This window comes from Candidatus Nitrospira nitrificans, from assembly GCF_001458775.1.
GTDB lineage: Bacteria > Nitrospirota > Nitrospiria > Nitrospirales > Nitrospiraceae > Nitrospira_D > Nitrospira_D nitrificans.
In genome coordinates, this window is record NZ_CZPZ01000003.1 from 103,529 (window position 1) to 125,000 (window position 21,472).

The window sequence follows — 21,472 nt, forward strand, 5'->3', positions numbered from 1 at the left end:
GACCCTTCGCCACCCGGAAAGGCATCTTCCACTGTATGATTTTGTCATACTGTGGGGATGCCCATGAAATACTCGCGCGTTCCAGTGACGGTTTCCCTCCCATCCAATCTTGCTGAGAATTTTGACCGACTGGCCAAAGCAGAGGCCAAGAATAAGAGCCAACTCTTCAGGGAAATGCTCACGGTCTATGAACAACGGCGTCGAGAAAAGCAATTCCACGAATTACAGCGATACGGCGCAAAGAAAGCCAGAAAGAAAAGCGCGCTGACTGAGGCCGACGTGGAGAAACTTGTCTTCCAAGGCCGCTGATCGTGCGTGTCGTCTTTGACACTATCTCGGCTCTTGCTGTTCCAGGAGGGAACGCCGAGGAAGCCTACCTCCGGGCGATCAAAGGCCACGCAGGCAGTGCCATCATGTCGCTCGCCGACTTTCTTGCTGAGACTCAGACATAGATATCCTCCTGCCACAACACTCATACATCAAATTCGCAACCTCCCTTTCACGCCGACAGCACTGGCAGTCTCGGCGCCTCCGATTGCTCAGGCGCTTACCAGCAGCGGACTCACATAAAAGAAGTATTGGGGTCAGGCATGAGTATTGACTTCAATCCTCCTGACCACACAGCGCAGGCAGGATAGGCTTCTGCCAGCCGTACGGCGAGGACATCCCATCGACATCCCATCGACAGCCTCTGACGGCCTCGTGCGCCGGTGAACTCGCGCCATGCATCTTGACAACAATAGTAATGCCAATGTAATTACTCCGTATTAAGCGCACCGCATTGTGGAGGCGTGATGAAGGCACGGATGGTGAGAATCGGAAACTCCCGAGGCATCCGGATTCCAAAGGCCGTGATTGAGCAGTGTCACTTACATGGAGCCGTTGATCTGGAAATCCAGCAGGGGCAACTCGTCATTCGGTCCGCTTCAAAGGCGCGAGCAGGATGGAGCCAAGCCTTTGAGCAGATGCATCGTCACGGAGACGACCTGCTCGTGGACCGCGAATCCGCCTTGACCTCCAAGTGGGACCGGAACGAGTGGACGTGGTAACATCCCGTTTTGATGTTTTCCTTGTCCACCTCCATCCTACTGAGGGACGAGAAATCAGTAAGACCCGCCCCTGCCTTGTCATCTCACCGGATGAGTTGAATGCCCATATCGATACGGTCATCGTGGCACCGATGACAACGAAGGGACGCCCCTACCCTACCCGTGTACCGGTTCGGTTCAAGGGGAAGTCAGGACAGATTGTGCTGGATCAAATCAGAACCGTAGACAAAAGCCGCCTCGTCAAGCGCATGGGCAAGATCGACGAATCCACCCACCAGCAAGTCCTCTCCCTCCTTGCGGAACTCTTCGCTCCCTAGCGGGGCATCTGTTATGGCGTTGCAGGTATCCTCAGCTGCTGCGCCCTTACTATGGCCAGACCAATGAGAGCGTTAACAACACCAGCGACGGAATAGGTTGAATCGCCCAGGCACACAGCCTACTCATACACAATGATGATTCTCTTATAGTTGTACTTCACGACCTACCTCAGCCAAGGCACGGTAATAACCCTTCGACGTTGTGCGCGAGCAAAGCAGTCTTGCCCTGTCAACTCTCCTGTACGCTGCTTCCTGCATCAGACATCACCGTCTCCGCTGAATTCTCGCCCAATCCAGAGACGAGACCGGCCTAATCAGCTCTATTCTTCTTTAATAGGGCCTACCATATCCATCCGACAAAGCCGAACTTCCTCAAACTAACGGGTCGTAGCCGAATCGTTTCTTCGGCGCTATGATCCCGCCGCGATTGAGTGCGACCAGTTCCACGAATGCGTCTGAGGAGCCTGAGGACTGAAGCATCATCGTGGAAGGCAAGTGGTTCGGAGGTGCGGCATTGAATCTCTTTCGATACTGTCTGAATCGAAAGAGATTCACCTCGTCAGGCGTCAACTTCTCAGGCAACAGCACAATGCTTGGGAATATACGTAGTTCTTGCGAACCCATCGTTGGTCCGTTCTTTGCTGAAAAGAACTCACATGAGGTTGCACAACTTGTTGATCGACTATCGCCATGACCGATTGGACTTGTTCCAGTGCACCTCAGAATCCAGCGACGCGATTGACGTCATATGGCTTTTACTTTGAGGGATATTCGATGCGCGGCTCACTGTGGTTGAACATGGAGTTGAACATTGGATGGTTGCTCCTATTGCTAGCGGTCACACTGGCCGCCCGATGAAACTCCGCGCGGCACAACGCGGGAATGAGTAAGGCGATAAGTCAATAGTCTTGTCTGACACCAAGTTCTTATTTATGAAGTTTATCTGGTATCGGGAGGCTACGAAGACAAAGTGTGAAGTTGCTCACAGTGTCGGCTTGGATTTTACAGTAAATTCATCTCGGCAAATAGTGGACCACCGATTAAGGTTGTGGTTCTTTGAATAAGAAGGGAGATGCTATGTCTCGATTGACATCGATGTTCTCACTCATATTTTTGTTGTTACCAGCCTGTGCCAACTTCGGAGACCAAGCTTCCAACATATTTTTTCCTAAAACGGATAATTCCTTCGAGCGGAAAGGGGAGACAGTCAGACTCGATTTCGGGTATCGGTACCCCGGGGATCCTCCTTCTAGGCCTAAGCCAATCCCAGGGACAGCAACTTCTGGGATTCGACAACATGCCGTCGGGACTGCTGAGATTGCGGCTGCAGCGGGTTTTATTGTTGAGCAGATCAGCGAATATTTGAAGAAAGAATCTGAGCGCTACACTGCCACCTACTCGGCAGTGGCCGTTGGGGATCAGTTCTATAGTGACTGGACACCAGATGGGTCCGTGAATCTTCAGACGATTACCCTCAACCGAACGGTTGAGTCCGGAAATGCCGTTAAAATCAGCTTTGCTGTAATTCCAACTAAAGATGGTACCGCTTTTCGGCTGAAGCCATCGTATGTGCACCTTGAACGTGCTAAGGCGAAGCTCGCCAGCTTTGCTTTACTGGATCCAGTCTCGTGGTTCTCAAGCGCAGACAAAGATCTCGATCTTACAGTCAACCTGAAGATGCACGCTGTCTGGCGCGACGAGCAGCTCAAGGTACACGTTCAGGACCTTGCGGAGGGGGAATTCCAAATCCGTAACGTCAAGTTGAATGATCAGTATGGCGGAAATGGTACGCCACCGGTTCCCGGCGGAGACTTCAATGGAAAACTCTTTCCAATGCCAGCACGCTCCTTCCTCGGAGAGACGCTCGGAAAAGAAGAATATAGGCTGCTTAATCTGCAGGGTCTGAACGAGCAGGTGGCCAGTGCGATTCCACCGAACAAAATAACTCTCGAAGATTGGCGACGCAAATCCTTCGCTGATCAGCTAAAAGAACTCAACCTCGAGGTAACAATGTCACCCTCTGGGGAGGAGGCTCCATCTGGCATGCAGTGGTATAAACTTCGAGGCCAAACCCCAGTTCTTGGATTAGGGAACTTCGTAGTTACGATCCTGGTGACGGAATACGACGACTATGGAAAGAAAGTTAAGGAGACTTCTGAACAAGTAGGCAAACAGAAGGAAGATGTAGTCAAGGCAGTAAAGAAAGCCCTTGGGGAAAAATAGCAGGGCCTTATCAAATGGACGTAAAAGAAAATCCTGTAAGACGCACCACTCCGTTTCCATTCGAAGACTACATCGCTGTCCAGCAAGTAATCAGCAACCTTACGGGGCTGGAGCAAGCGATTGCTCCAGGAAATGCGCACGGAGTTGGTATTGGCTTCCGTATGGTCAACGGTCGGCTCACCGATCAGGTCGTGGTTCGGCTCTACGTTTTCAGAAAGTTGCCCAAGAAACTCTTGAGTAGGAGTTCCCTCCTGAGTTCAGATGTTGATGGCATTCCGATAGACATAGTTGAATCAGATATCCCCTTTGCCCAGACGGGGATAAACACGGAGTGGACACGCCCGCTTAAGATGGGTTACAGCGCAGCGCACGTGAGTGTGGGTGCTGGTACTATGGGAGCGGTTGTTGAGGATGTTAATTCCCCTGGCTCACAATATCTTCTATCCTGTAGTCATGTCTTAGCTCCGCCACGGGCTCCAGGAAATGCTATCCGACAACCATCGCGCGTCGACGATTTCGGCCCACCTCGTCAGATTGCCACCCTTGAGAAGTTCACAGAAGTGAAGTTAGGCGTCCAAGTCAATCACGTCGACGCAGCCTTGGCTCGGCTGTTTCCGGGAATGCTGGCCGACAACGATCTTGGCAAGCTCGGCAGGCTGTCCCCTCTCAACATACTTAGACCTGGGATGGCTGAGGGACAACATCTACGCGTCGCCAAGCTGGGACGCACAACGGGATATACTGAAGGCATCATAGACGATTGGCACTGCAACGAACGGATTACTGTCGATACACCGGAGGGACCGTGCACGGCCTGGTTTGAAGAGCAGTTAAGCGTCGCCCCGGATGGCTGGCCTACTTTTTCGGAGGCTGGTGATAGTGGCTCGATCGTTGTGGAGTTGAAGCCCAATGGCAGGGCGATCGGAATGGTAATTGCCGGGACATTCGGACGCAGCATCGTGACACCAATCTATAAGGTGCTCAAGGTGCAGGGTTTAGGACCACATGACCACTGGGAAGTACGTTTCATATAGAGAACTTAGGGAGATAGAAGCCGTTCGGTACCGCAGTTCCACGGGACTGGAGGAGAGATCGACATGGCAGAGACACACTCTGAATCCACGCTCATCGGTCGCGCACTCCAGGAGTGCCAAACGAAGGCCTCGGCCTTTGACCAGGTGAGCTGTATCGCAGACGGCTTTGCAAAGATAGCCCTCGACTGGGCCCTGCTTTTAGCCGCAGTCGGTACGCTTTCTATGGTTCTAATCGAGTTGATCAAGTCGCTTTTTATGGCACGTCGGCTATATCACAACTTAGCTGTCTGGGCTTGGTTTCGACGTTGTCCAGAACATCGTTTTGCATTGTTCTGCTGGTTAAAGCAACACCCGACGCACGAAGATGCTCGACGTGAGTGCCTGGAGCTCTCGGCCGGGGAGTTCCGCGACGCCCGCGGATGGTACGACCAGCCCTCCGACCAGTTATTCTCCCAAATGCAGGCATCCACGAATGTTGCCCTTCGGTCCTGGCCTCGATATCCAAATTTTGTGAACTTTCTTGTCGGGAGATCCAGCTGGGGTCGGGTCAATGAGACGTCATTAAAGCATGGTGAGGGAAAACAAGCGCCAGAGGAAATTTCATCTGCTCACTTGAAACGGAACTCAGACGGGGGAAAAGTTCTCGAGGACCTAGGGAGCGGAGACTCGCCCGAGTACTTCCTTGCACAGCGTCGGATTGACACGCTGAGAATCTACACAGAGTGGCGTTGGGCACGCCTTAATCAGCTCGCTGCGATTGGGATCAGCGCACTGCTTTTGATAGCATTCCAAAGCCCGAAAACAGAAGGTCTTTGTGATTCAATTATGCTCGGCATTCTTGCCGGACTGGTCGCGCCATTCGCCAAAGATGTAGCGACACGTCTTAGCAGTCTTAGCCCACGGCGTTGAATAAGAGCATTTAACGGCCTCGAACATGAGAAAATGGTGGCAGGAACCTTTGATTGAATTGTCGACTATGAATTCTGTTGCGGATTGGTTCCTGACACCTTTTCCCCATCCAAGCCAGCAATCTGGTGGATATCCTTGGCTCAACCATCAAAGAGAAGTGAGAAGGTGATCGTGATGACCACTACTCAGACATCAAAACCTAAAGACCTCCCCTTCTGCGACCTAGTCATGAAGGGTGGGGTTGCAAGCGGAGTGGCCTATCCCACGGCGATTGCGGAGCTCTCCTGCCACTATCGTTTTCAAAGTATTGGGGGGACCTCGGTCGGGGCCATCGCCGCAGCCATCACGGCAGCGGCGGAGTATCAGCGGCGGCAGACCGAGTCACAGGCACAGGACGGCTTCGCCCTCCTCAAACGCCTTCCAATAGAACTTGGGGAACCAGTGGAATCAGGCGGGAGTAAATTGCTCAGTTTGTTTCAACCTCAGCCTGCTCTGCGACGACTCTACTCAGTACTTCTCGCAGGCTTGAATCGAGAGACCACGCCCTCGCGAGTCTTTCATATTCTGATTGGATTCATGAAAGCCTATTGGCCTGCCACCTTGGCAGTGGCAGTACTCTCAGGGCTCGCTGTATGGAAAGCAGCGAACTATTACGAACAATTCATAGGTCCCTTGCACATTGACGCCTGGCCGTATGGGTTCTTCCTTGCCGCGATCATCTTTGCACTCATCGCACCGTGGCCAATCGGTATCTGGGTCTATCGTGACGTCACAAGGCGACTCGTAGAAAACGGCCTTGGCCTATGTACCGGCTTAACAACAGACAAGATAAACGAAGCGCTCACTCCTTGGCTGCATGATCATATACAGCGGGCAGCCGGCCGGTGCATGACGGACGTCCCTCTGACCTTCGGGGATCTCTGGCATGCGTCCGGATCGGACGGGTCAGAAACACGTTCAATTGACCTTCAGATGTTCTCTACTAACCTCTCGCACGGCCGGCCATATATTTTCCCATTGGCAGACAATGAAGAGCTCTATTTTACCGTGGAGGACATGAAGAGATACCTACCGGAGGACGTAGTCAAGCATCTGGTGAAATACTCTCCATCCAATCAGGAAACGAACGACGAGAAAGGGCATCTGCGGTTACCGACTCCAGAACATTTTCCTGTTCTGTTGGCTGCACGCTTGAGCATGTCGTTCCCATTTCTTTTCACACCCATTCCGCTCTACTGCAATGTTGCCCGCTCGCCAGTTTCCGGAGTCAAAGAATTTCGGCGATGCTGGTTTTCAGATGGCGGAATCAGTTCTAACTTCCCCATCCACCTCTTCGATGATCTGCTCCCAAGATGGCCCACCTTTGGCCTTACCTTGGAGCCGAAACTTGATGGGCAGGACGATGTCTCCATCGCAAAAGCCTACAGCGAAGGCTACGAAGAACACTCGAACTATCTCTCTGATCAAGTGGAGCAGAAAAAAGGCGCCAGCACATTGGGCTGGTTTATTGGTGCGGTCGTCGGTGCAATGCAAAACTGGAACGATAATTCGCTTACACGTATGCCAGGGGTGAGAGATAGAGTCGCCAAAATCCGGCTGAACAAAACTGAGGGCGGGCTGAATCTCAACATGAACAAGGATGAGATTACGGCTGTTGCCGATCGCGGCAAGAGCGCCATTCGGCAACTTGCGAGTCGGTTCAATAGACCACAGAATGGAAGCACGATCACCGGATGGGATGAACATCGGTTCATTCGATTGCACGTCCTACTGAATATGCTCGCGGCTCGATCGCCGGGGGTTGTTTCTGCTGTCAGTCTCAATGGCCAGGGGAATCCATACGCGACTAATTTTGCCACCCTTCTGAACGCTATCCAGGCTGGCATGATTAACCCTCTTCCTCCCGGCTATCCGTATCAGATGACACCGCATAACTGTACTGACTTGAACAACTTCGTTAGTGAGCTCGTAGCTCTTGCACGGAGCATTCAGCCTCTCAACTCATCAATCCCATTCCAATCCATCCCTATTCCAGCGCTGCGTATTCGTCCACCGCTATAGGACTCGCCAAGCAGGATGAGTCCTATAAACTTACCTTGAGGATGGTTTCAGTCGATATCAAGCGACAAGGAATGAACCATGGTGCACCTGTTTTCATCGATCCAGTATCCATGTCGATGGTACTTATTGACTGTACTTGTGCTGGCGACTATCACATTGGGCTTGAAGCTGCGATCCCAAGGCAAACCGTTAGTAACAGCCGCATCCCCATACGGTATGATTTCGTTTCAGTTGAGTTGGACTAACGCTAAGGCAGAAGCCATACGTAGTTCATGGGGGCATTCGCTGTGTGTCGCACGCCAGCAACTGAAGTGGACAATGTGTTTTTAATATTCTACCCTCTTTTGTTTTCTCTCGCCTGTGGCATATTAGCCGATTCAACACACAACAGTGACCGGGCCATCATCGGGAGCGTTCTTGCATGGGTAGTTTTATTAACCGGCCCGTTTGACGCGGTCGAGAACTATGCGCTTCTCGACATGGTCGAGCATAGTGCTTCGGAAAGAATGGCTAAAATAGCAGGAGCTTTTGCTGGGACCAAATATCTTCTTCTCGCTGTAGCACTCGTGTACATTCTTGCCGAAGCAGCACTGCAAAGTTTTGAACAACGGCCATGAATCACCAAGTCTATCCATGGATAGAGTCACCTTTGGAAAAACTCAGTCACGAATTTAGAGTCAGATCTTGTATCGTGCATGTCACAGAACCAGCATAGCTCTCCTGGCTCGCCCACCCACCATACATTTCCTAACCTGCCAACTCACCTCACCGTTCGAATCGAGGCATCGCCTAATTCTCTGCGCTGACTGAATGATCGCCTGGCTGGCCATCACGCTATTCGAAACCATAATTTCGTTGTTCTCTTGCGTTTTAATCATGAAGGGATCAAACAGGGACATTCTGAATTTCCAAGCCGGTAAAGACTTCGCTTCTCGACGCCCTCAGCCTAACCTTAGGGATCAAGTTGTTCTCTGCATTCAATGGACCAGGCGCTAGGTCCATATCGCACGTACCCCCCATCTACCAGTTGCGCCGCGCACCGGCCAACGGAGAAGGCAGGCGTTCCTCTACAGCGAGTTAGATCTCGAAGGCGGTGCAAGGGACCCCGCTTTGCCGAATGATTGATTGCAGCGTTCCGATTCGAATCTCAGTGTGATCGGGAATTGGAACTGTGACGGTGCCAAAGTCCGTTCGCCGTTGCATCACGATATGGCTTCCGCGTTGACGGACGATCTGAAAATCGTGTTGTTCGAGGATGCGGCAGACGTCTCGCCCCGAAAGGACGCGGAGTTTACCCATGGGCCGCTTCGAAGCGGGTGACAAAAACCTGTGTATGGAGCCGGCGTTCGACTTCGGCGGGATCGGCGCATTCGAGAAACAGTTCGACAGCTTCTTTGAGATTGGCCGTGGCCGATTCGACCGTCTCTCCTTGGCTGGCTACGTCCAGTTCCGGGCAGAGCGCGACATAGCTCGCTCCTTCCTTTTCGACGATCGCCGTATAGCTTCTTGTTCCCATTGCCCATTCCCTCACTCGAATCGAATCCAAGATCTGCGATAGGGCTTATTATAGTCAATCCCTCCTCGAATGCCTAGCAGGGGCTGAAACATGGCGATACACGATGTGTCATACACTTGGGGCCTCGAGAACAGAAAGAAAAAACGGGGACATTCTGAATTTTCAAGCAGGTAAAAACTTCGCTTCTCGACGCTCCCCAGTCGTCTAGACCTTCGTGACCAGGTCGGCCTCGATCATCTCCGGCTTATCACTCGGCGCATAGCGTTTCAGGACATGCCGTCGGCACCGACGAGGAATTTAGTGAAGTTCCATTTGATCGCCTCGGTACCGAGAATCCCGGGTCTCTCCGATTTCAGATATTGAAAAGGGGTCGGGACTCTTTACTTGACAACTTTAATGATGGTTTTGATCCAGGCTCTTCCCATGCCACGCTGTCCCCTCTGCGTTCCAATACACATATTGGGAGTCATCTTATCTTGGGAAGATCTGATTAATTCACGTTTCCACTCGGCAATCTGTTTCTGGGGTGATCACCAGGGTGAATTCGGTGGGCATCCGCTGGCTCGGAAGCCTTTTTATCGGGCGCACCCACCGTCCGATGGCCCGCTGTCCGCCTCCGGACACACGTCTTCTACGTCCCCGCCATGAGCCGCCGTCGCGCTACGTACAGATTCGCCAACCCGCAGCTGATATGCAGCCAATGGGTATTCTTCGCCAACCCGCGATAGCGGACTTTGGCCCAGCCGAAGATGCGCTTGATCACCAAGAACGTATGCTCCACTTTGGCCCGCACTTTCGATTTCGTCCGGTTCCTGGCCCGCTCCTCCTCACTCAGCGGTCGATAGCGGTATGCTTTCGCCTGGATGAAACTCTTGGCCTTAGGCGCATGCTGCCGGATCACCTCGCGTTGCCCACTGTAGGCGGCATCGCCCCACACCCGAGTCTCCTGGCCATGCAGCAACTCCGGTAACATCTGACTGTCATGCACATTGGCAGCGGTCGCCGCGACCGAATGAATCAGTTTCGTCTGGCTGTCCACGCCGATATGGGCCTTCATACCGAAATACCACTGATTGCCCTTCTTGGTCTGATGCATCTCGGGATCCCGCTCCTTTGTCCGGTTCTTCGTCGAACTGGGCGCACTGATGATGGTCGCATCGACGATGGTGCCGCGGCTCACCTGGAGCCCTTGCTTCGTCAGATACGCACCGATCTGTGCAAAGAGCTGCTCACCCAACTGGTGGGCTTCCAGGAGGTGGCGAAACTTGCAGATCGTCGTCTCATCGGGTACGGGCTCACGGCCCAGATCAATCCCGACGAACTGTCGCATGGCCCGTGAGTCATACAGCGCTTCTTCCACAGCTGGGTCCGACAGGTTAAACCACTGTTGCAGGCAATGGAGGCGCAGCATGCGTTCGATCCCGACCGGTGGACGCCCCGGCCCATCGGCCTTGGGATAAACCGGCTCGATCACGGCCACTAATTCCGCCCATGGCACCACGCGATTCATCTCGTCGAGGAACTGCTCACGGCGGGTGGGCTTGCGATATTGCTCAAACGTGACCTCGGCAAACGTCGATTGCTGCATAGATGCGCCTCCTCATCAGGACTGCGTGTCCTTTAGCACATCCCGCGGGAAGAATAAATCAGACCTTCCCTTGGCAACTTTTCGTTCAAGTCTTGTTCTGTGCATCCATGATGGCCTAGCGGCCCACCGCTCGTCTCAACGGTCTTGTCCACGCCAATTCGATCGGCAGATGCGCCATATGGGGAATGAGGCGACGCCAGTGCACACATGTGCTCCTTACGCGCTCACCGTACCCGCAACAAACATCTTCACTTTGATTTTCTTAGCTCGTTCTTCCACCTGAGCCGCGTCATACAGAAACTGCAACCGCATCCATCCCTCAGGCGTGCCGCCAAACGCCTTCGCCAGGCGAATCGCCATGTCCCAAGACAAGTCTGCACTCTCATTCACCAGATGACTCAGTGCCGACCGCGATACGCCAAGAATTTTAGCCCCTTCCGTCACACTCAACCCATGCGGCTCCAGACAATCGACGTACACGGAAAAGCCAGGATGCGGTGGATTCTTCATTTTCAACGTTTTCATTGCACGTTCCTTTTTCAATGGTAGTCCTCTAAATTCACGTCTAACCCACAACCATCTTCATACCGAAACGTAATGCGCCATTTGGCTCCCACCGTGACACCCCACTCCCCCTTCCGGCTTCCTTTCAATGGGTGCAGCCTGTAGGAATGGACGTTCATATCTTCAATCGCTTCCGCTTGATGTAGCCGCGCGGGAATGGCCCTGATCCGATCCACCATGTCCGGCGGGAGCCTCCGAGGATCACCTTCGAACAACCGTTTCAGTCCTCGGTGCTTAAAACTCTCTATCAGGCGTTGACTGCATCGCGTAGCGCTTCACTCGTCAACCAAAAACTTCAGACATCGAAAGTCACATCTTGGCCTTTCGCTTTCGAGTCTCTCCCTCGCGCGCTTCCAGAGGAATAGCGGTGGGGGCAAATCTTACTTTGTACCATCAGTTATTCTCCTCCTCCTAGATTCAAACTGCTCCCCGTTGAAACCGAGGTGGGCGAGTACGGCCGCTGTTGACCTCGCGTGACCGTCTCGCTACGATAGCCGCCCAATATGGAGATGTATCGCGGAACAATGGCTTTCAGATTGTGTGTGCCGGCTCTTCTGGTATTGGCCATATTTCTGGCCGGCTGCGCGACTGGACAGTACAAACCACTGAGTGACGCGGGAACGACTGAAGTTGAGCAACTCAAGGAGAACGTGTATCGGGTGGAGTATCGGGCAAGCGCCTTCACGTCCCAGGAGCAGCTGGATCGCCATCTCCGTCGACGCTGCGCGGAGCTGACGCTCCGGGAGGGATACGACTTTTTTCATATGGCTCAACGAGCCGACGTGCTGGGACTCTCACGCCGCACAGCCATGACGGTCACAATGTACAAAGATCAAAAACCGGTTGGGATTGCCAATCTGTACGATGCCAAGGACGTGTTAGCCGGGACAGTGACCGCCCCAAAGACGAACTAAGGGAGCGTGCATCACGGCTAGTTGGTGGTCAGAAAGCGGAAGAATGTCCGAGTCGTCAATCTTGCGACTGTCTGATACCGTCTCCATCTTTCCCCCTCACGACTCCCCCACCTAATCCCCCGACTCATCAAACTTCTCAGAGAAAGTCTTGCATCTCTGGACTTTCCCATTCGGCCAGGAGCACCACATGCCCTTTCGCCTTGGCTCGTTTCACATAGGCCATATCGGCGGTCATATACAAGCCTTTCGTACGAATGGCCAGCACATGGTAGGCGGAGTCATAGAAGGTGACGTGTTTCACCTATCTCATATGTTCAAGCACAGCCAACCCATACTCTGTCCGCAATGGGACCTCGTCAAACTCGTACGCCAATAATGCGCTCATCAATTCGACGGCCATGGACCGGCTTCTTAAGGCCCAATACATTCCCCACTTCATACCGCCAGAGCGTCGGTAACCGAATCTCGATCGATTCAGCCAGCAACGCCTGTTGCAACTGGATGGCTTTGCGATAGTCAGGCTCATGCTCTTGTTCCAAGATCCGCTTCAAGAGGCATCGGCACCGCTCAGTTCGCTCCCGATCCCGACGGACGGCATTCATAATCTCCTCTCCGGTCAGGGTGGCGCTTCGCTTCCGCAAGCGATGCACCAACCTCGGTTGCCTGCCGGCGTTTACGCCGGAGCAGTTCATGCCAGAGCGCTTTGTTCACCACCTGACTCCGCCGTCGAGGTGGAATCAGCTTAAAGAGCTCATCTCGCAATCGATCGTCGATGGACACATTGAGCTTGGCCATAGTGTCATTCTCCCGAAAAGATGCACTTTCTGGATGCTAATGTTATGCGCCTAGTGTAGGCGCCTTACCAAGGCATTTGGGATGGACCCGCACACCTCACAAATCAGACGATAATCGAAACCAGCTCTCGCTCGTCACCCAGTTGACACATCCCTCCCGCCTGCGTACCCTCCCCCTCTCACGCGCTTCGAGTTCAACCAACGGCAATTCGACGTGGTCTAGAGACCAAACAGGCACGGCATGAACATTACGTGTTGTCACCGAAGATACGTCCCGGAGAGATCTCCCCATTCTCTCGTTCAAGCCATCGCGGTCTGCTTACTCCTATCCGGCTGTGGAGCCACCCAGCTCGGAATGTGCGCGCCTCATACGAAAGAAGAAGGTACCCCGGCTGGAAATTGGGAGGAGTGTTTCGACCAATCATTCTCCCACGAAGGCATCACCCATCCGGTCTACTGCCTCAATGCCGGCACCTCGAAGCCGCCTGTGCTCTTGCTCCATGAACTGACAGGGCTGACTCCAGGGACACTCGCCTATGCGGAAGAACTCTCGAACGATTTCACTGTCTATGTGCCCCTGTTATTCGGCGAGAAAGGGACGTTCTCCCCGACCTCCGGCTTGTGGGCCTATTGGTTTCGAGGTGTGGTTGATTTCTTTCCCGGCGGCGAATGGGGTATTCCCACTCATGGAAGCGCTCCCGTCGTGGACTGGCTACGCGCTGTCGTGGGAAAGATAGGAGAGCGTCACCAAGAGCAGCGACTTGGCGTCATCGGGAGCTGCATGACCGGCCCCCTTCCTGTGGCCCTGCTGGACAATCCGCAAGTCGGCGCCGCGGTGGTCGCCCAACCGGCGCTGCCCCTGTCCTTTTGGTGGTCCACTGATGCGGACAAACAATCACTCGGTCTTTCGCTCGACGACCTTCAGGGCGCACAAGAAAGTGCTGCGAAGATTTATGGACTGAGATTTGAGACCGACTGCATGTCGGACCGGGCAAAATGGCGGACCTTGCGCGACCAATTTGGCGATCGATTTCTGGACGGAGAAATCCCCGCGAGCGCCTATCGAGTAGAGGGAAAACCGACCAACGCCCACAGCACCCTGATCGGCTCGTGGAAGAAGCAGGACGAGACCGGACAGTCCTCCCGAGACGCGCGCGCAGAAGTTCGGCGTTTTCTTCTGACGGAACTATCCGGGAGTCCGCAAGGCCGCTGATTCACCCCTGCACCGGCTACCCATCCTTGACTTTCCCCATCGAAGCCGATAAGCACATCTCCGCATCCGTTGCCCGACACCGCTACGCACTTCACGTTCGTGACAGAAGGAGCCCTGACCATGAGTGACTTACGACTTTTCTACGCGACCAACCGCAACCACCTCGGCGGCGATCGCTGGCGCCCACATGGTTATGGGAAAAAATTCAGCGACGACGGCGTCGAGAACCTTCGTTTCGGCCGAGTCCTCGTCAAGGTCGATGAATCCAAGATGAACAAGTATCTTGAAAAGAACTGCGGAAGCATGGGACAGGGGGACGGCGAGGGGCTCATCAAGTACCTGGCCAAATGCGCCGAGTCCGCCGACATCGTGGCCTATCGGGAAAAGATCAACCGGTCGGTCGCCGAAGACCAACAAGAGAACATCAAACTAGGATCGCAAGGGGCATTTTCAGACCTGCAAACCGTCATGCGACAGAATTCGGATGTGCTGCTGTTTATCCATGGCTACAACGTCTCTTGGACCGACGCGGTCGGCACGGCCCTCTCGCTGCAGACTATGTTGAATTCCAGTCCGGAGAGAGACTCCGAGCAGCAGGTGCAGGTCGTGCTCTTTACCTGGCCTTCGGACGGGATGGCGCTCCCCTTCGTCTCCTATAAATCAGACCGGTCGGAGGCGGCTGGGTCCGGCAACGCGGTCGGCCGCGGCATTCTGAAGGTACGGGACTTTCTTGCCGGCTTGCGCCGAACAGAAGAAACGCTCTGCAAACAAGATCTCCATCTCCTCTGTCACTCGATGGGCAACTACCTCTTACAGAACGCGCTCGAACGGTGCGATGCCTTCACACCCGGCAACGCATTGCCCCGCATCTTTGAGCACATTTTTCTCTGCTCGCCCGACGTGGACGACACCGCATTGGAAGAAGGGCAGCCGTTGGCGCGAGTGCATGAACTGGCCAGAAGCGTCAGCGTCTATCACAATCGCGGCGATGCCGCCCTCGTCATTTCTGATTTCACGAAAGGCAATCCGGATCGACTGGGGTCAAACGGTCCGGCGCGCCCAGCTCACGTGCATAATAAGGTGCACCAGGTCGACTGCACCCCTCTCGTCAGGGGTCGCGTCGAACACAGTTACTATCTGGTGGGGCACGTCAATGCCGACATCCGCATGAGTATCGATGGACTTCCACATGACGACCCAAGCCGACACCGCAACCGGCTCGGCGTGATGGGCAATCAGTGGGAAATGCGATCCGCCTAAGGGATAGAGAACAAACGTCGTGTTTGGACTTGGCACTGCCGAGCCGTAAGAGGTCGGACCGATTCCGTCCAAGACCTGATCGCCATGAATGGCCTCGGCATGAAAGATTTCCCGATCGTATTCATCCAATCAGCCCTGTCTGGTGAGACCTCGTCCGGGACTTCGTTGACCAGCTTCCCATCGTCGTTATACTCCCGTTCTCGACTCCTGTTCTTGTTGCTGGGAATCAACGGAAACCATTCGCTCTGACAGTTGAGATACCGGTGGTATCCCCGAGCTTCGCATCCCTGGCTCTGGACGCCTGTGACGTACTGGCTTATCATATTGCTATCTGCCTGCCATGAGGTCCCCGTGAACTCCGCAACTGCCTTTCGATTCCTCATCCTGGTTATTCCTGTGGCATGGGTGATCCTTCGCCTCTTACCCGCCGAGCACCCCCGGTATGGTCATCTCCAGATCGCCGCGCAGCAGGCACAAAACCAGCCATCACACCACGAAACCGACACGTTCATGCGCCACGAATCCCTGTTCAAGGCCCATTACCAATCGCACTATGCAACATCGGGATACGATTTCAACCACTATCGGTTGGCCTATAAGTATGGGTTTGATCTCACCCTTGATCCCGACAATCAGAAGATGGACTGGAAGAGCATCGAATCCCAGGCGCGCCAAAACTGGAATGAAGGGATCATGGGCCAGTGGAGCCAGTACCACCAAGCCGTATTCTATGGATGGGAGCAGGGCCTCAAACTCAACGGCGGATGAGGACAACAGGGAAACAGTCGACGAGCGGGGAACAACAAGAGACGTGACCGGCGGGTTTCGGTCATTAAACTCTTTTTCTAATCCGACAATCCTCCAGACCGAATGTGTCCAGGGCCGAAGTCTTACGACATCCCCACGAAGCCCGTCGCTTTTGCTCTGTACAGCGTCCCCTACAGTCTTGTGCTTCTGATTAATGTGCAAGACCTGATCGCCCTGAGTTGTGTGGAGCCCAGCCGTCCGCAGTAGAATCCCTACATTTGACGAGTTCCTCAGGTGTTCCCCTCGTGTGTGGTTCATACACATTTCCCTTCACGCCATCTCTCAAGCTTGCATTCGAAACGACCGACATACTTGAAGGGAACCTCGACGTAACGCTCCAGGAACACACCGCCAGAACAAGGGGGCCATGGTGACGAACGTACAACTCGACCAGACCTGCATCAACACAATCCGCACCCTTTCGATGGACGCCGTGCAGCAAGCCAATTCTGGCCATCCGGGAACACCGATGGCCATGGCCCCGGTTGCCTACTGTCTCTGGCAACGAATCCTACGATTTGATCCGAACGATCCAATTTGGCCGAACCGAGACCGGTTCGTGCTGTCGATGGGACACGCCTCCATGCTCCTCTACTCTCTCCTGCATTTGACCGGAGTGAAGGCGGTCAATCCCCAATACGAACGGCTGGGCGAGCTCTCAGTGCAACTGGACGACCTCAAACGCTTCCGCCAACTCAACAGCAAGTGCGCAGGACATCCGGAATACCGCTGGACCTCCGGCGTGGAGACCACGACTGGGCCGCTCGGGCAAGGAATCGCCACCAGCGTCGGGATGGCGATCGCCGCTCAATGGCAAGCCCACTACTTCAATCGCCCTGGCTTCGATATGTTCGACTACAACGTCTACGCGCTGTGCGGCGACGGCTGTATGATGGAAGGCGTCGCAGGAGAAGCGGCGTCCCTTGCGGCGCACTTGAAGCTGTCCAACCTCTGCTGGATCTATGACAACAATAAAATCACAATCGAAGGGCACACAGACTGGGCCTTCAGCGAGGATGTGGCCACCCGTTTCATTGGATACGGATGGAACGTCACCCGGGTCGGCGACGCCAATGATCTCGACATGCTCGAACGGGCCCTTATGACGTTCAACCGGGAAGTGGGGCGACCGACACTGATCATCGTCGACAGTCATATCGCCTATGGATCCCCCAACAAACAAGATACCCACGCCGCCCACGGCGAACCGCTGGGAGAAGAAGAAATTCGGCTGACCAAACGGAACTACGGCTGGCCCGAGCACGAAAAGTTCCTGGTGCCCGATGGCGTGCGTGAACATTTCCAACAGGGCATGGGTACGCGCGGACGCGAAGCGCGCGCGGCCTGGATGGCCAAGCTTGAGGACTACCAACGACAATTCCCCCAGCTCGCTGAACAACTCTCCCACATGCAACAGCGCCACCTGCCCGAGGGATGGGACAAGGATCTCCCGTTGTTCCCTCCCGATGCCAAGGGAGTGGCTGGTCGCGATGCCTCGAGCAAGGTGCTCAACGCCCTCGCGCAACAGGTCCCGTGGCTCTTAGGCGGGTCCGCGGATCTGGCCCCCTCGACGAAGACCCGTTTGACCTTCGAGGGAGCCGGCGATTTCACCGCCACGAGCCGCGGCGGCCGCAACCTGCATTTCGGCGTCCGGGAACATGCGATGGGCTCGGTGTTAAACGGGCTCTCCCTCTCCAAGGTACGCCCCTACGGCTCCGGCTTCCTCATTTTCAGCGATTACAGCCGGGGCGCGATCCGCTTGAGCGCGCTGATGGAAATCCCCGTTATCCACATTTTCACCCACGATTCGATCGGGGTGGGCGAGGATGGCCCCACACATCAGCCGATCGAGCAACTCGCCTCGCTGCGCGCGATCCCGAATCTGATCGTCCTTCGGCCTGCGGACGCGAACGAGGTCTTGGAAGCCTGGCGCGTCATCATGCAATTGAAACATGAGCCGGTCGCCTTGATTCTGACCAGACAGGCCCTCCCGACCATCGACCGTGCTACCTACGCCGCGGCATCCGGAGTGGCCAAAGGCGCCTACATATTGGCCGATGCGCCTGGGGGGAAACCGGACCTGCTATTACTCGCCAGTGGCAGTGAAGTCTGGCTCTGTCTCGAGGCCGCGGAACAGTTGAAGGCACAGGGAATCAAGGCCCGCGTGGTGAGCATGCCGTCGTGGGAGCTGTTCGAGCATCAGCCGCAGACCTATCGCGATAGTGTGATTCCTCCAACCGTGACGGCCAGAGTCTGCGTGGAGCAGGCCTCCACGTTTGGATGGGCTCGCTATGCAGGCCTGAACGGCGAGATCATCGGCATGAAAACTTTTGGCGCCTCGGCGCCTCTCAAAGAGCTTCAAAAGAAATTCGGATTCACGACGGACAATGTCGTGGCGGCGGCAAAAGGGCAGGTTCAGAGAATAGCGAAGGCCGCCTGAGGGTCCGAGGCCGCATTGGTCATGAACCGCTCGTGGCCAATGTGGCCTCGGAGTTCACCCTTGCTTCCTGTATACTCCATACTCGTTGGTCCGACACAGATTTGATTCTTCACTAATCTGTGTCGGCAAGAAGCAGTCTCCTGAAAGCCGATTCACAACTCTCCGCTAGACACTCCCTTTTACGGCACGCGCAACGATATCCCTATCGGCAGCTACCCACCCGCGCCTACCCTTACAGCAAACTTATTCGCACGAGCACTCGCCGCTACAATGGCGATACTCAAGGTGTCTCGACCGATGTACTCATCCGAGTCCTTGCCGCCACTAGTCATCGCGCCGAGCTCCTGGTCAAGAAATCGGCTGCCTAGTCGACGCGAAGAAGCGCCATGAAACTTAAGACGAAGTCCACCGGCAATGTCTTCCGAGACATCGGCTTTCCGCGCGAAGAAGCCGAGCATCTATTGGTCCGCGCGGATCTCATGATTCAGCTGCCGAAGCTCATCACTCACGTCCCGTCGACTTAAGAAAGGTTGCGGCCAAGATTTTCGATGGTAGGTAGCCCCGCGTGAGCGCTTTGGGCTCAATGAACGACGGATGTGCCGGTTTGGGCTCACCCGAAAAAATAGGCTAAGGGATCAGCGTCAATTCTTTTACCAGATCCGCAAGGCGGTCGCTCGATGACACGCCGGGATATTCGTGCCATTTCAGATCAGGTGGTTGCCGGTAAAGCCATCACTTATCCGCTGGCCGAATGGACTTGAGCTTGGCTACCGGCCAATCGGTCCACTCATTGATCGCCTTTCGCTTGCCTTTTTACGCCTGATCGCAAAGGCGTTGCGCAACTTCATACCCACTTCATCGATGTTTGGTCACACCAACCTGCCTGCACATGTTAACGACTGGACACGTGGAACATTTCGGCAAAATGGGAGTGCAGATGTGTTTGCCGAATGGAACAAGCAAGCGGTTGATCTCAACCCAAAACCGTTTCGGCAATTTGGTCTCAAGGCGCAGCATGGTCTGTTCGGGCGTCGGTGCTGAAATAAATCCCCATCGATTCGTCACTCGATGGACGTGGGTATCCACACTGATCGCAGGTATCCCGCATGCGATACCTAACACGAGATGGGCGCATTTTGGGCCCACTCCTGTGAATGATTGTAGAACGGCTTCATCGCACGGCAGCCTTCCTTCATAATTTTGCACCGTACGTATCGCGATCTCTCGTATATGCTGGGCTTTTACCCCTCGAAACGACGTTCCATGAATCAGCTCTTCGATCCGTTCAACGGAAAGCTTTGCAACGTGAGCAGGTGTCCTCGCTATTGAGAACAATCGTTGGGCCGTGGGGACCGTGGTTTCATCCCGAGTTCGAACAGAAATCAAACAGGCCACCAATTGCTCGAATGGAGAAACGAATCCCTCATCAGCGAGCTGAAACATGGCAGCCTTTGGAAAAGGTTCAATCGCTTTCCCGATCTTCCGAAAGACAGACGTGATCTTAAACGGCTGCTTTTGCATAGGCATGATCAGATGGGGAAGAATCAAACCGACTCTTTGTAAATTATCCCAGGCAGAGGTTCAACCCAAGCTTACTTGCACTGGATCTCAAAAAAGGCCCGCTGCCGACGAGGAGCTCTGCGAAAACACGGGGGGAAAAGGCTACCTTCGAACAAGCCGGTTCTTCAAAAAGGCTGAGATTTACTACCCAGGCCCCCGTCATCCCGATTTGCATCTCTGGCGAAAGGGGCAATAAGCTGGTGCAAACGTACTGAACCAGGCAAACCAGGACAAGATATTTTCATGCCTCATCCTCACCGGTTGAAACAATTGCTCGTCCTGGATGTGCTGAGTACGTCTTCGGAGCGACTCTTCATTAATCAGCGGACCTTTGTTATAACCCGGCAAAGGTTCACACCGTACTTCGCGGGACGCCACACCGAGCCACAAAATAAGAAAGCCTACTGGCTTTCACCAGCAGGCTTCTTTGTGTAACCAGGCAGTGGTCCATACTTTCCACCCATCCGACACCTAGCCTGCCGAGACAGGCTCTTAGCCCATGGCTTGCTCGTATCGGCGACTCTTCATCGCTCTATCGTAATTGACGTCGCCGGATAAAACCCATCGACCTTCTTCAGGGACGCTACGCCCGTTTTCAAAAGAAAAGGCCCGCTGATCTTTCGACCAGCGGGCCTTCGTTGTAACCCGGCAGCGTCCTACTTTCCCACTGCCTCGCGGCGGCAGTAACATCGGCCTTGGAGGGCTTAACTTCCGTGTTCGGTATGGGAACGGGTGGGGCCCCTCCGGTATGGCCACCGGGAACACTTGTGATCAAATAGGCCTTGTGCGCTTGGTACTGAGTCTGAAGCTAATAGCACAGAACTCAGAACTTTTTGAGCACTCCACAATACCTTCTTCGTATCGTGGTGAGACCATGTCTATCAGGAGCAAAGGATGTTAAACCGCACGACCGATTAGTACTGGTTAGCTACAGCGCTTACACGCCTTCCACACCCAGCCTATCAAACTCGTGGTCTACGAGTGGTCTTTAGGGGGCATACGCCCCGGGAGAGCTTATCTTGAGGCACGCTTCTCGCTTAGATGCTTTCAGCGATTATCGCTACCGGACATAGCTACCCGGCGCTGCCGCTGGCGCGACAACCGGCACACTAGAGGTCCGTCCTTCACAGTCCTCTCGTACTAGTGAAAGCCCCTCTCAACTCTCCTCCGCCCACAACAGATAGGGACCGAACTGTCTCACGACGTTCTGAACCCAACTCTCG

At 54.4% G+C, this 21,472-nt stretch carries 23 protein-coding genes, 2 rRNA genes and 3 pseudogenes (1 of these 28 only partly in view); 16 read left to right on the top strand and 12 right to left on the bottom strand.

Features of this window, described 5'->3' with window-relative positions; translation table 11 throughout:
- The first annotated feature begins 63 nt into the window (after positions 1 to 63).
- The 9 genes and pseudogenes from COMA2_RS03410 to COMA2_RS03450 all read left to right on the top strand — a co-directional run bounded on the left by COMA2_RS03410 (position 64) and on the right by COMA2_RS03450 (position 8,210).
- The gene (locus COMA2_RS03410) at positions 64 to 309 is read left to right on the top strand and encodes a CopG family ribbon-helix-helix protein (protein ID WP_090894749.1); all 246 of its coding nucleotides are present in this window, start codon (positions 64 to 66) and stop codon (positions 307 to 309) included.
- A 485-nt stretch (positions 310 to 794) separates the two neighbouring features.
- Positions 795 to 1,049: an AbrB/MazE/SpoVT family DNA-binding domain-containing protein gene (locus tag COMA2_RS03415; RefSeq protein ID WP_090894658.1), complete on the top strand. Its 255-nt coding sequence runs from the start codon at positions 795 to 797 to the stop codon at positions 1,047 to 1,049.
- Positions 1,043 to 1,366 carry a type II toxin-antitoxin system PemK/MazF family toxin gene (locus COMA2_RS03420; RefSeq protein WP_175304370.1) on the top strand — a complete coding sequence of 108 codons (324 nt, stop codon included), beginning with the start codon at positions 1,043 to 1,045 and terminating at the stop codon, positions 1,364 to 1,366. The genes COMA2_RS03415 and COMA2_RS03420 overlap by 7 nt, the downstream gene beginning before the upstream one ends.
- A gap of 1,077 nt (positions 1,367 to 2,443) precedes the next feature.
- Positions 2,444 to 3,589, top strand: a complete 1,146-nt coding sequence (locus COMA2_RS03430; RefSeq protein ID WP_090894663.1) for a hypothetical protein — start codon at positions 2,444 to 2,446, stop codon at positions 3,587 to 3,589.
- Between the two features lie 14 nt (positions 3,590 to 3,603).
- Positions 3,604 to 4,623 carry a chymotrypsin family serine protease gene (locus COMA2_RS03435; protein ID WP_090894665.1) on the top strand — a complete coding sequence of 340 codons (1,020 nt, stop codon included), beginning with the start codon at positions 3,604 to 3,606 and terminating at the stop codon, positions 4,621 to 4,623.
- A gap of 63 nt (positions 4,624 to 4,686) precedes the next feature.
- Entirely contained in the window at positions 4,687 to 5,532 is an 846-nt protein-coding gene (locus COMA2_RS03440; protein ID WP_090894666.1) for a hypothetical protein, read from the top strand.
- Positions 5,533 to 5,760: 228 nt separating this feature from the next.
- A pseudogene (locus COMA2_RS21240) lies at positions 5,761 to 5,988 on the top strand (patatin-like phospholipase family protein); the annotation flags it as partial.
- A gap of 120 nt (positions 5,989 to 6,108) precedes the next feature.
- Positions 6,109 to 7,593, top strand: a complete 1,485-nt coding sequence (locus tag COMA2_RS03445; RefSeq protein WP_245630859.1) for a patatin-like phospholipase family protein — start codon at positions 6,109 to 6,111, stop codon at positions 7,591 to 7,593.
- Positions 7,594 to 7,865: 272 nt separating this feature from the next.
- The gene (locus COMA2_RS03450; RefSeq protein ID WP_090894669.1) at positions 7,866 to 8,210 is read left to right on the top strand and encodes a hypothetical protein; all 345 of its coding nucleotides are present in this window, start codon (positions 7,866 to 7,868) and stop codon (positions 8,208 to 8,210) included.
- A gap of 460 nt (positions 8,211 to 8,670) precedes the next feature.
- On the opposite strand, the gene COMA2_RS03460 is transcribed toward COMA2_RS03450, so the two are convergent.
- The 6 genes and pseudogenes from COMA2_RS03460 to COMA2_RS03485 all read right to left on the bottom strand — a co-directional run bounded on the left by COMA2_RS03460 (position 8,671) and on the right by COMA2_RS03485 (position 11,476).
- Positions 8,671 to 8,892 carry a type II toxin-antitoxin system HicA family toxin gene (locus tag COMA2_RS03460; protein ID WP_090894673.1) on the bottom strand — a complete coding sequence of 74 codons (222 nt, stop codon included), beginning with the start codon at positions 8,890 to 8,892 and terminating at the stop codon, positions 8,671 to 8,673.
- Entirely contained in the window at positions 8,885 to 9,109 is a 225-nt protein-coding gene (locus COMA2_RS03465; RefSeq protein WP_090894675.1) for a type II toxin-antitoxin system HicB family antitoxin, read from the bottom strand. The genes COMA2_RS03460 and COMA2_RS03465 overlap by 8 nt, the downstream gene beginning before the upstream one ends.
- 204 nt (positions 9,110 to 9,313) lie before the next feature.
- Positions 9,314 to 9,474, bottom strand: a pseudogene (locus tag COMA2_RS21015) (glutathione peroxidase); the annotation flags it as partial.
- A 266-nt stretch (positions 9,475 to 9,740) separates the two neighbouring features.
- Positions 9,741 to 10,697 (bottom strand): IS5 family transposase, encoded by a 957-nt coding sequence (locus COMA2_RS03475; protein WP_090894682.1) that lies wholly within the window; start codon positions 10,695 to 10,697, stop codon positions 9,741 to 9,743.
- 216 nt (positions 10,698 to 10,913) lie between these two features.
- Positions 10,914 to 11,222 (bottom strand): HigA family addiction module antitoxin, encoded by a 309-nt coding sequence (locus COMA2_RS03480; RefSeq protein WP_217490603.1) that lies wholly within the window; start codon positions 11,220 to 11,222, stop codon positions 10,914 to 10,916.
- A 14-nt stretch (positions 11,223 to 11,236) separates the two neighbouring features.
- On the bottom strand, positions 11,237 to 11,476 hold the full coding sequence (locus COMA2_RS03485; RefSeq protein WP_217490604.1) for a type II toxin-antitoxin system RelE/ParE family toxin: 240 nt from the start codon (positions 11,474 to 11,476) through the stop codon (positions 11,237 to 11,239).
- Positions 11,477 to 11,785: 309 nt separating this feature from the next.
- Between COMA2_RS03485 and COMA2_RS03490 the strand changes: the two genes are divergently transcribed.
- The gene (locus tag COMA2_RS03490) at positions 11,786 to 12,175 is read left to right on the top strand and encodes a CC0125/CC1285 family lipoprotein (RefSeq protein WP_139077013.1); all 390 of its coding nucleotides are present in this window, start codon (positions 11,786 to 11,788) and stop codon (positions 12,173 to 12,175) included.
- A 136-nt stretch (positions 12,176 to 12,311) separates the two neighbouring features.
- Here the strand turns inward: COMA2_RS03490 and COMA2_RS19680 are convergent, their stop codons facing one another.
- Genes COMA2_RS19680 through COMA2_RS03500 form a run of 3 tightly spaced genes read right to left on the bottom strand, consistent with a single transcriptional unit; the run spans position 12,312 to position 12,970 of the window.
- Entirely contained in the window at positions 12,312 to 12,476 is a 165-nt protein-coding gene (locus COMA2_RS19680) for a PIN domain-containing protein (protein WP_139077015.1), read from the bottom strand.
- A 55-nt stretch (positions 12,477 to 12,531) separates the two neighbouring features.
- Entirely contained in the window at positions 12,532 to 12,777 is a 246-nt protein-coding gene (locus COMA2_RS03495; protein WP_139077016.1) for a hypothetical protein, read from the bottom strand.
- Positions 12,743 to 12,970, bottom strand: a complete 228-nt coding sequence (locus COMA2_RS03500; protein ID WP_090894688.1) for a hypothetical protein — start codon at positions 12,968 to 12,970, stop codon at positions 12,743 to 12,745. The genes COMA2_RS03495 and COMA2_RS03500 overlap by 35 nt, the downstream gene beginning before the upstream one ends.
- A gap of 354 nt (positions 12,971 to 13,324) precedes the next feature.
- On the opposite strand from COMA2_RS03500, the gene COMA2_RS03505 reads away from it, so the two are divergent.
- The 6 genes from COMA2_RS03505 (at position 13,325) to COMA2_RS20650 (ending at position 19,730) form a co-directional block, all read left to right on the top strand.
- Positions 13,325 to 14,182 carry a dienelactone hydrolase family protein gene (locus COMA2_RS03505; protein ID WP_090894690.1) on the top strand — a complete coding sequence of 286 codons (858 nt, stop codon included), beginning with the start codon at positions 13,325 to 13,327 and terminating at the stop codon, positions 14,180 to 14,182.
- 120 nt (positions 14,183 to 14,302) lie between these two features.
- Positions 14,303 to 15,442, top strand: a complete 1,140-nt coding sequence (locus COMA2_RS03510; RefSeq protein WP_090894692.1) for an alpha/beta hydrolase — start codon at positions 14,303 to 14,305, stop codon at positions 15,440 to 15,442.
- 351 nt (positions 15,443 to 15,793) lie between these two features.
- Positions 15,794 to 16,210: a hypothetical protein gene (locus COMA2_RS03520; protein WP_090894695.1), complete on the top strand. Its 417-nt coding sequence runs from the start codon at positions 15,794 to 15,796 to the stop codon at positions 16,208 to 16,210.
- A 406-nt stretch (positions 16,211 to 16,616) separates the two neighbouring features.
- Complete coding sequence (gene tkt / locus COMA2_RS03525; RefSeq protein ID WP_090894697.1) at positions 16,617 to 18,689, top strand: transketolase; 2,073 nt, start codon at positions 16,617 to 16,619, stop codon at positions 18,687 to 18,689.
- 386 nt (positions 18,690 to 19,075) lie between these two features.
- Positions 19,076 to 19,213 carry a hypothetical protein gene (locus COMA2_RS20030; protein ID WP_175304371.1) on the top strand — a complete coding sequence of 46 codons (138 nt, stop codon included), beginning with the start codon at positions 19,076 to 19,078 and terminating at the stop codon, positions 19,211 to 19,213.
- Positions 19,214 to 19,385: 172 nt separating this feature from the next.
- A complete protein-coding gene (locus COMA2_RS20650; protein WP_245630860.1) occupies positions 19,386 to 19,730 on the top strand; it encodes a hypothetical protein in 345 nt (114 codons plus the stop codon).
- A gap of 9 nt (positions 19,731 to 19,739) precedes the next feature.
- Here the strand turns inward: COMA2_RS20650 and COMA2_RS21020 are convergent.
- From COMA2_RS21020 to COMA2_RS03540, 3 genes and pseudogenes are all read right to left on the bottom strand, one after another.
- Positions 19,740 to 20,216 (bottom strand): annotated as a pseudogene (locus tag COMA2_RS21020) (endonuclease III domain-containing protein); the annotation flags it as partial.
- Positions 20,217 to 20,892: 676 nt separating this feature from the next.
- Positions 20,893 to 21,009: ribosomal RNA gene (gene rrf, locus COMA2_RS03535) — 5S ribosomal RNA — on the bottom strand.
- Positions 21,010 to 21,142: 133 nt separating this feature from the next.
- Positions 21,143 to 21,472 (bottom strand): 23S ribosomal RNA (locus COMA2_RS03540) (it continues 2,677 nt past the right edge of the window).

Bases quoted from the DNA above. Each gene is read 5' to 3' on its own strand.
- COMA2_RS03445 (WP_245630859.1), top strand. From the start codon at position 6,109: ATGAAAGCCTATTGGCCTGCCACCTTGGCAGTGGCAGTACTCTCAGGG.
- COMA2_RS03415 (WP_090894658.1), top strand. From the start codon at position 795: ATGAAGGCACGGATGGTGAGAATCGGAAACTCCCGAGGCATCCGGATT.
- COMA2_RS20030 (WP_175304371.1), top strand. From the start codon at position 19,076: ATGAAACTTAAGACGAAGTCCACCGGCAATGTCTTCCGAGACATCGGC.
- COMA2_RS03450 (WP_090894669.1), top strand. From the start codon at position 7,866: ATGGGGGCATTCGCTGTGTGTCGCACGCCAGCAACTGAAGTGGACAAT.
- tkt (WP_090894697.1), top strand. From the start codon at position 16,617: ATGGTGACGAACGTACAACTCGACCAGACCTGCATCAACACAATCCGC.
- COMA2_RS03480 (WP_217490603.1), bottom strand. From the start codon at position 11,222: ATGAAAACGTTGAAAATGAAGAATCCACCGCATCCTGGCTTTTCCGTG.
- COMA2_RS03490 (WP_139077013.1), top strand. From the start codon at position 11,786: ATGGCTTTCAGATTGTGTGTGCCGGCTCTTCTGGTATTGGCCATATTT.
- COMA2_RS03510 (WP_090894692.1), top strand. From the start codon at position 14,303: ATGAGTGACTTACGACTTTTCTACGCGACCAACCGCAACCACCTCGGC.
- COMA2_RS03500 (WP_090894688.1), bottom strand. From the start codon at position 12,970: ATGGCCAAGCTCAATGTGTCCATCGACGATCGATTGCGAGATGAGCTC.
- COMA2_RS03460 (WP_090894673.1), bottom strand. From the start codon at position 8,892: ATGGGTAAACTCCGCGTCCTTTCGGGGCGAGACGTCTGCCGCATCCTC.
- COMA2_RS03440 (WP_090894666.1), top strand. From the start codon at position 4,687: ATGGCAGAGACACACTCTGAATCCACGCTCATCGGTCGCGCACTCCAG.
- COMA2_RS03465 (WP_090894675.1), bottom strand. From the start codon at position 9,109: ATGGGAACAAGAAGCTATACGGCGATCGTCGAAAAGGAAGGAGCGAGC.
- COMA2_RS03495 (WP_139077016.1), bottom strand. From the start codon at position 12,777: ATGAATGCCGTCCGTCGGGATCGGGAGCGAACTGAGCGGTGCCGATGC.
- COMA2_RS03430 (WP_090894663.1), top strand. From the start codon at position 2,444: ATGTCTCGATTGACATCGATGTTCTCACTCATATTTTTGTTGTTACCA.
- COMA2_RS03410 (WP_090894749.1), top strand. From the start codon at position 64: ATGAAATACTCGCGCGTTCCAGTGACGGTTTCCCTCCCATCCAATCTT.
- COMA2_RS03475 (WP_090894682.1), bottom strand. From the start codon at position 10,697: ATGCAGCAATCGACGTTTGCCGAGGTCACGTTTGAGCAATATCGCAAG.
- COMA2_RS03505 (WP_090894690.1), top strand. From the start codon at position 13,325: ATGTGCGCGCCTCATACGAAAGAAGAAGGTACCCCGGCTGGAAATTGG.
- COMA2_RS03435 (WP_090894665.1), top strand. From the start codon at position 3,604: ATGGACGTAAAAGAAAATCCTGTAAGACGCACCACTCCGTTTCCATTC.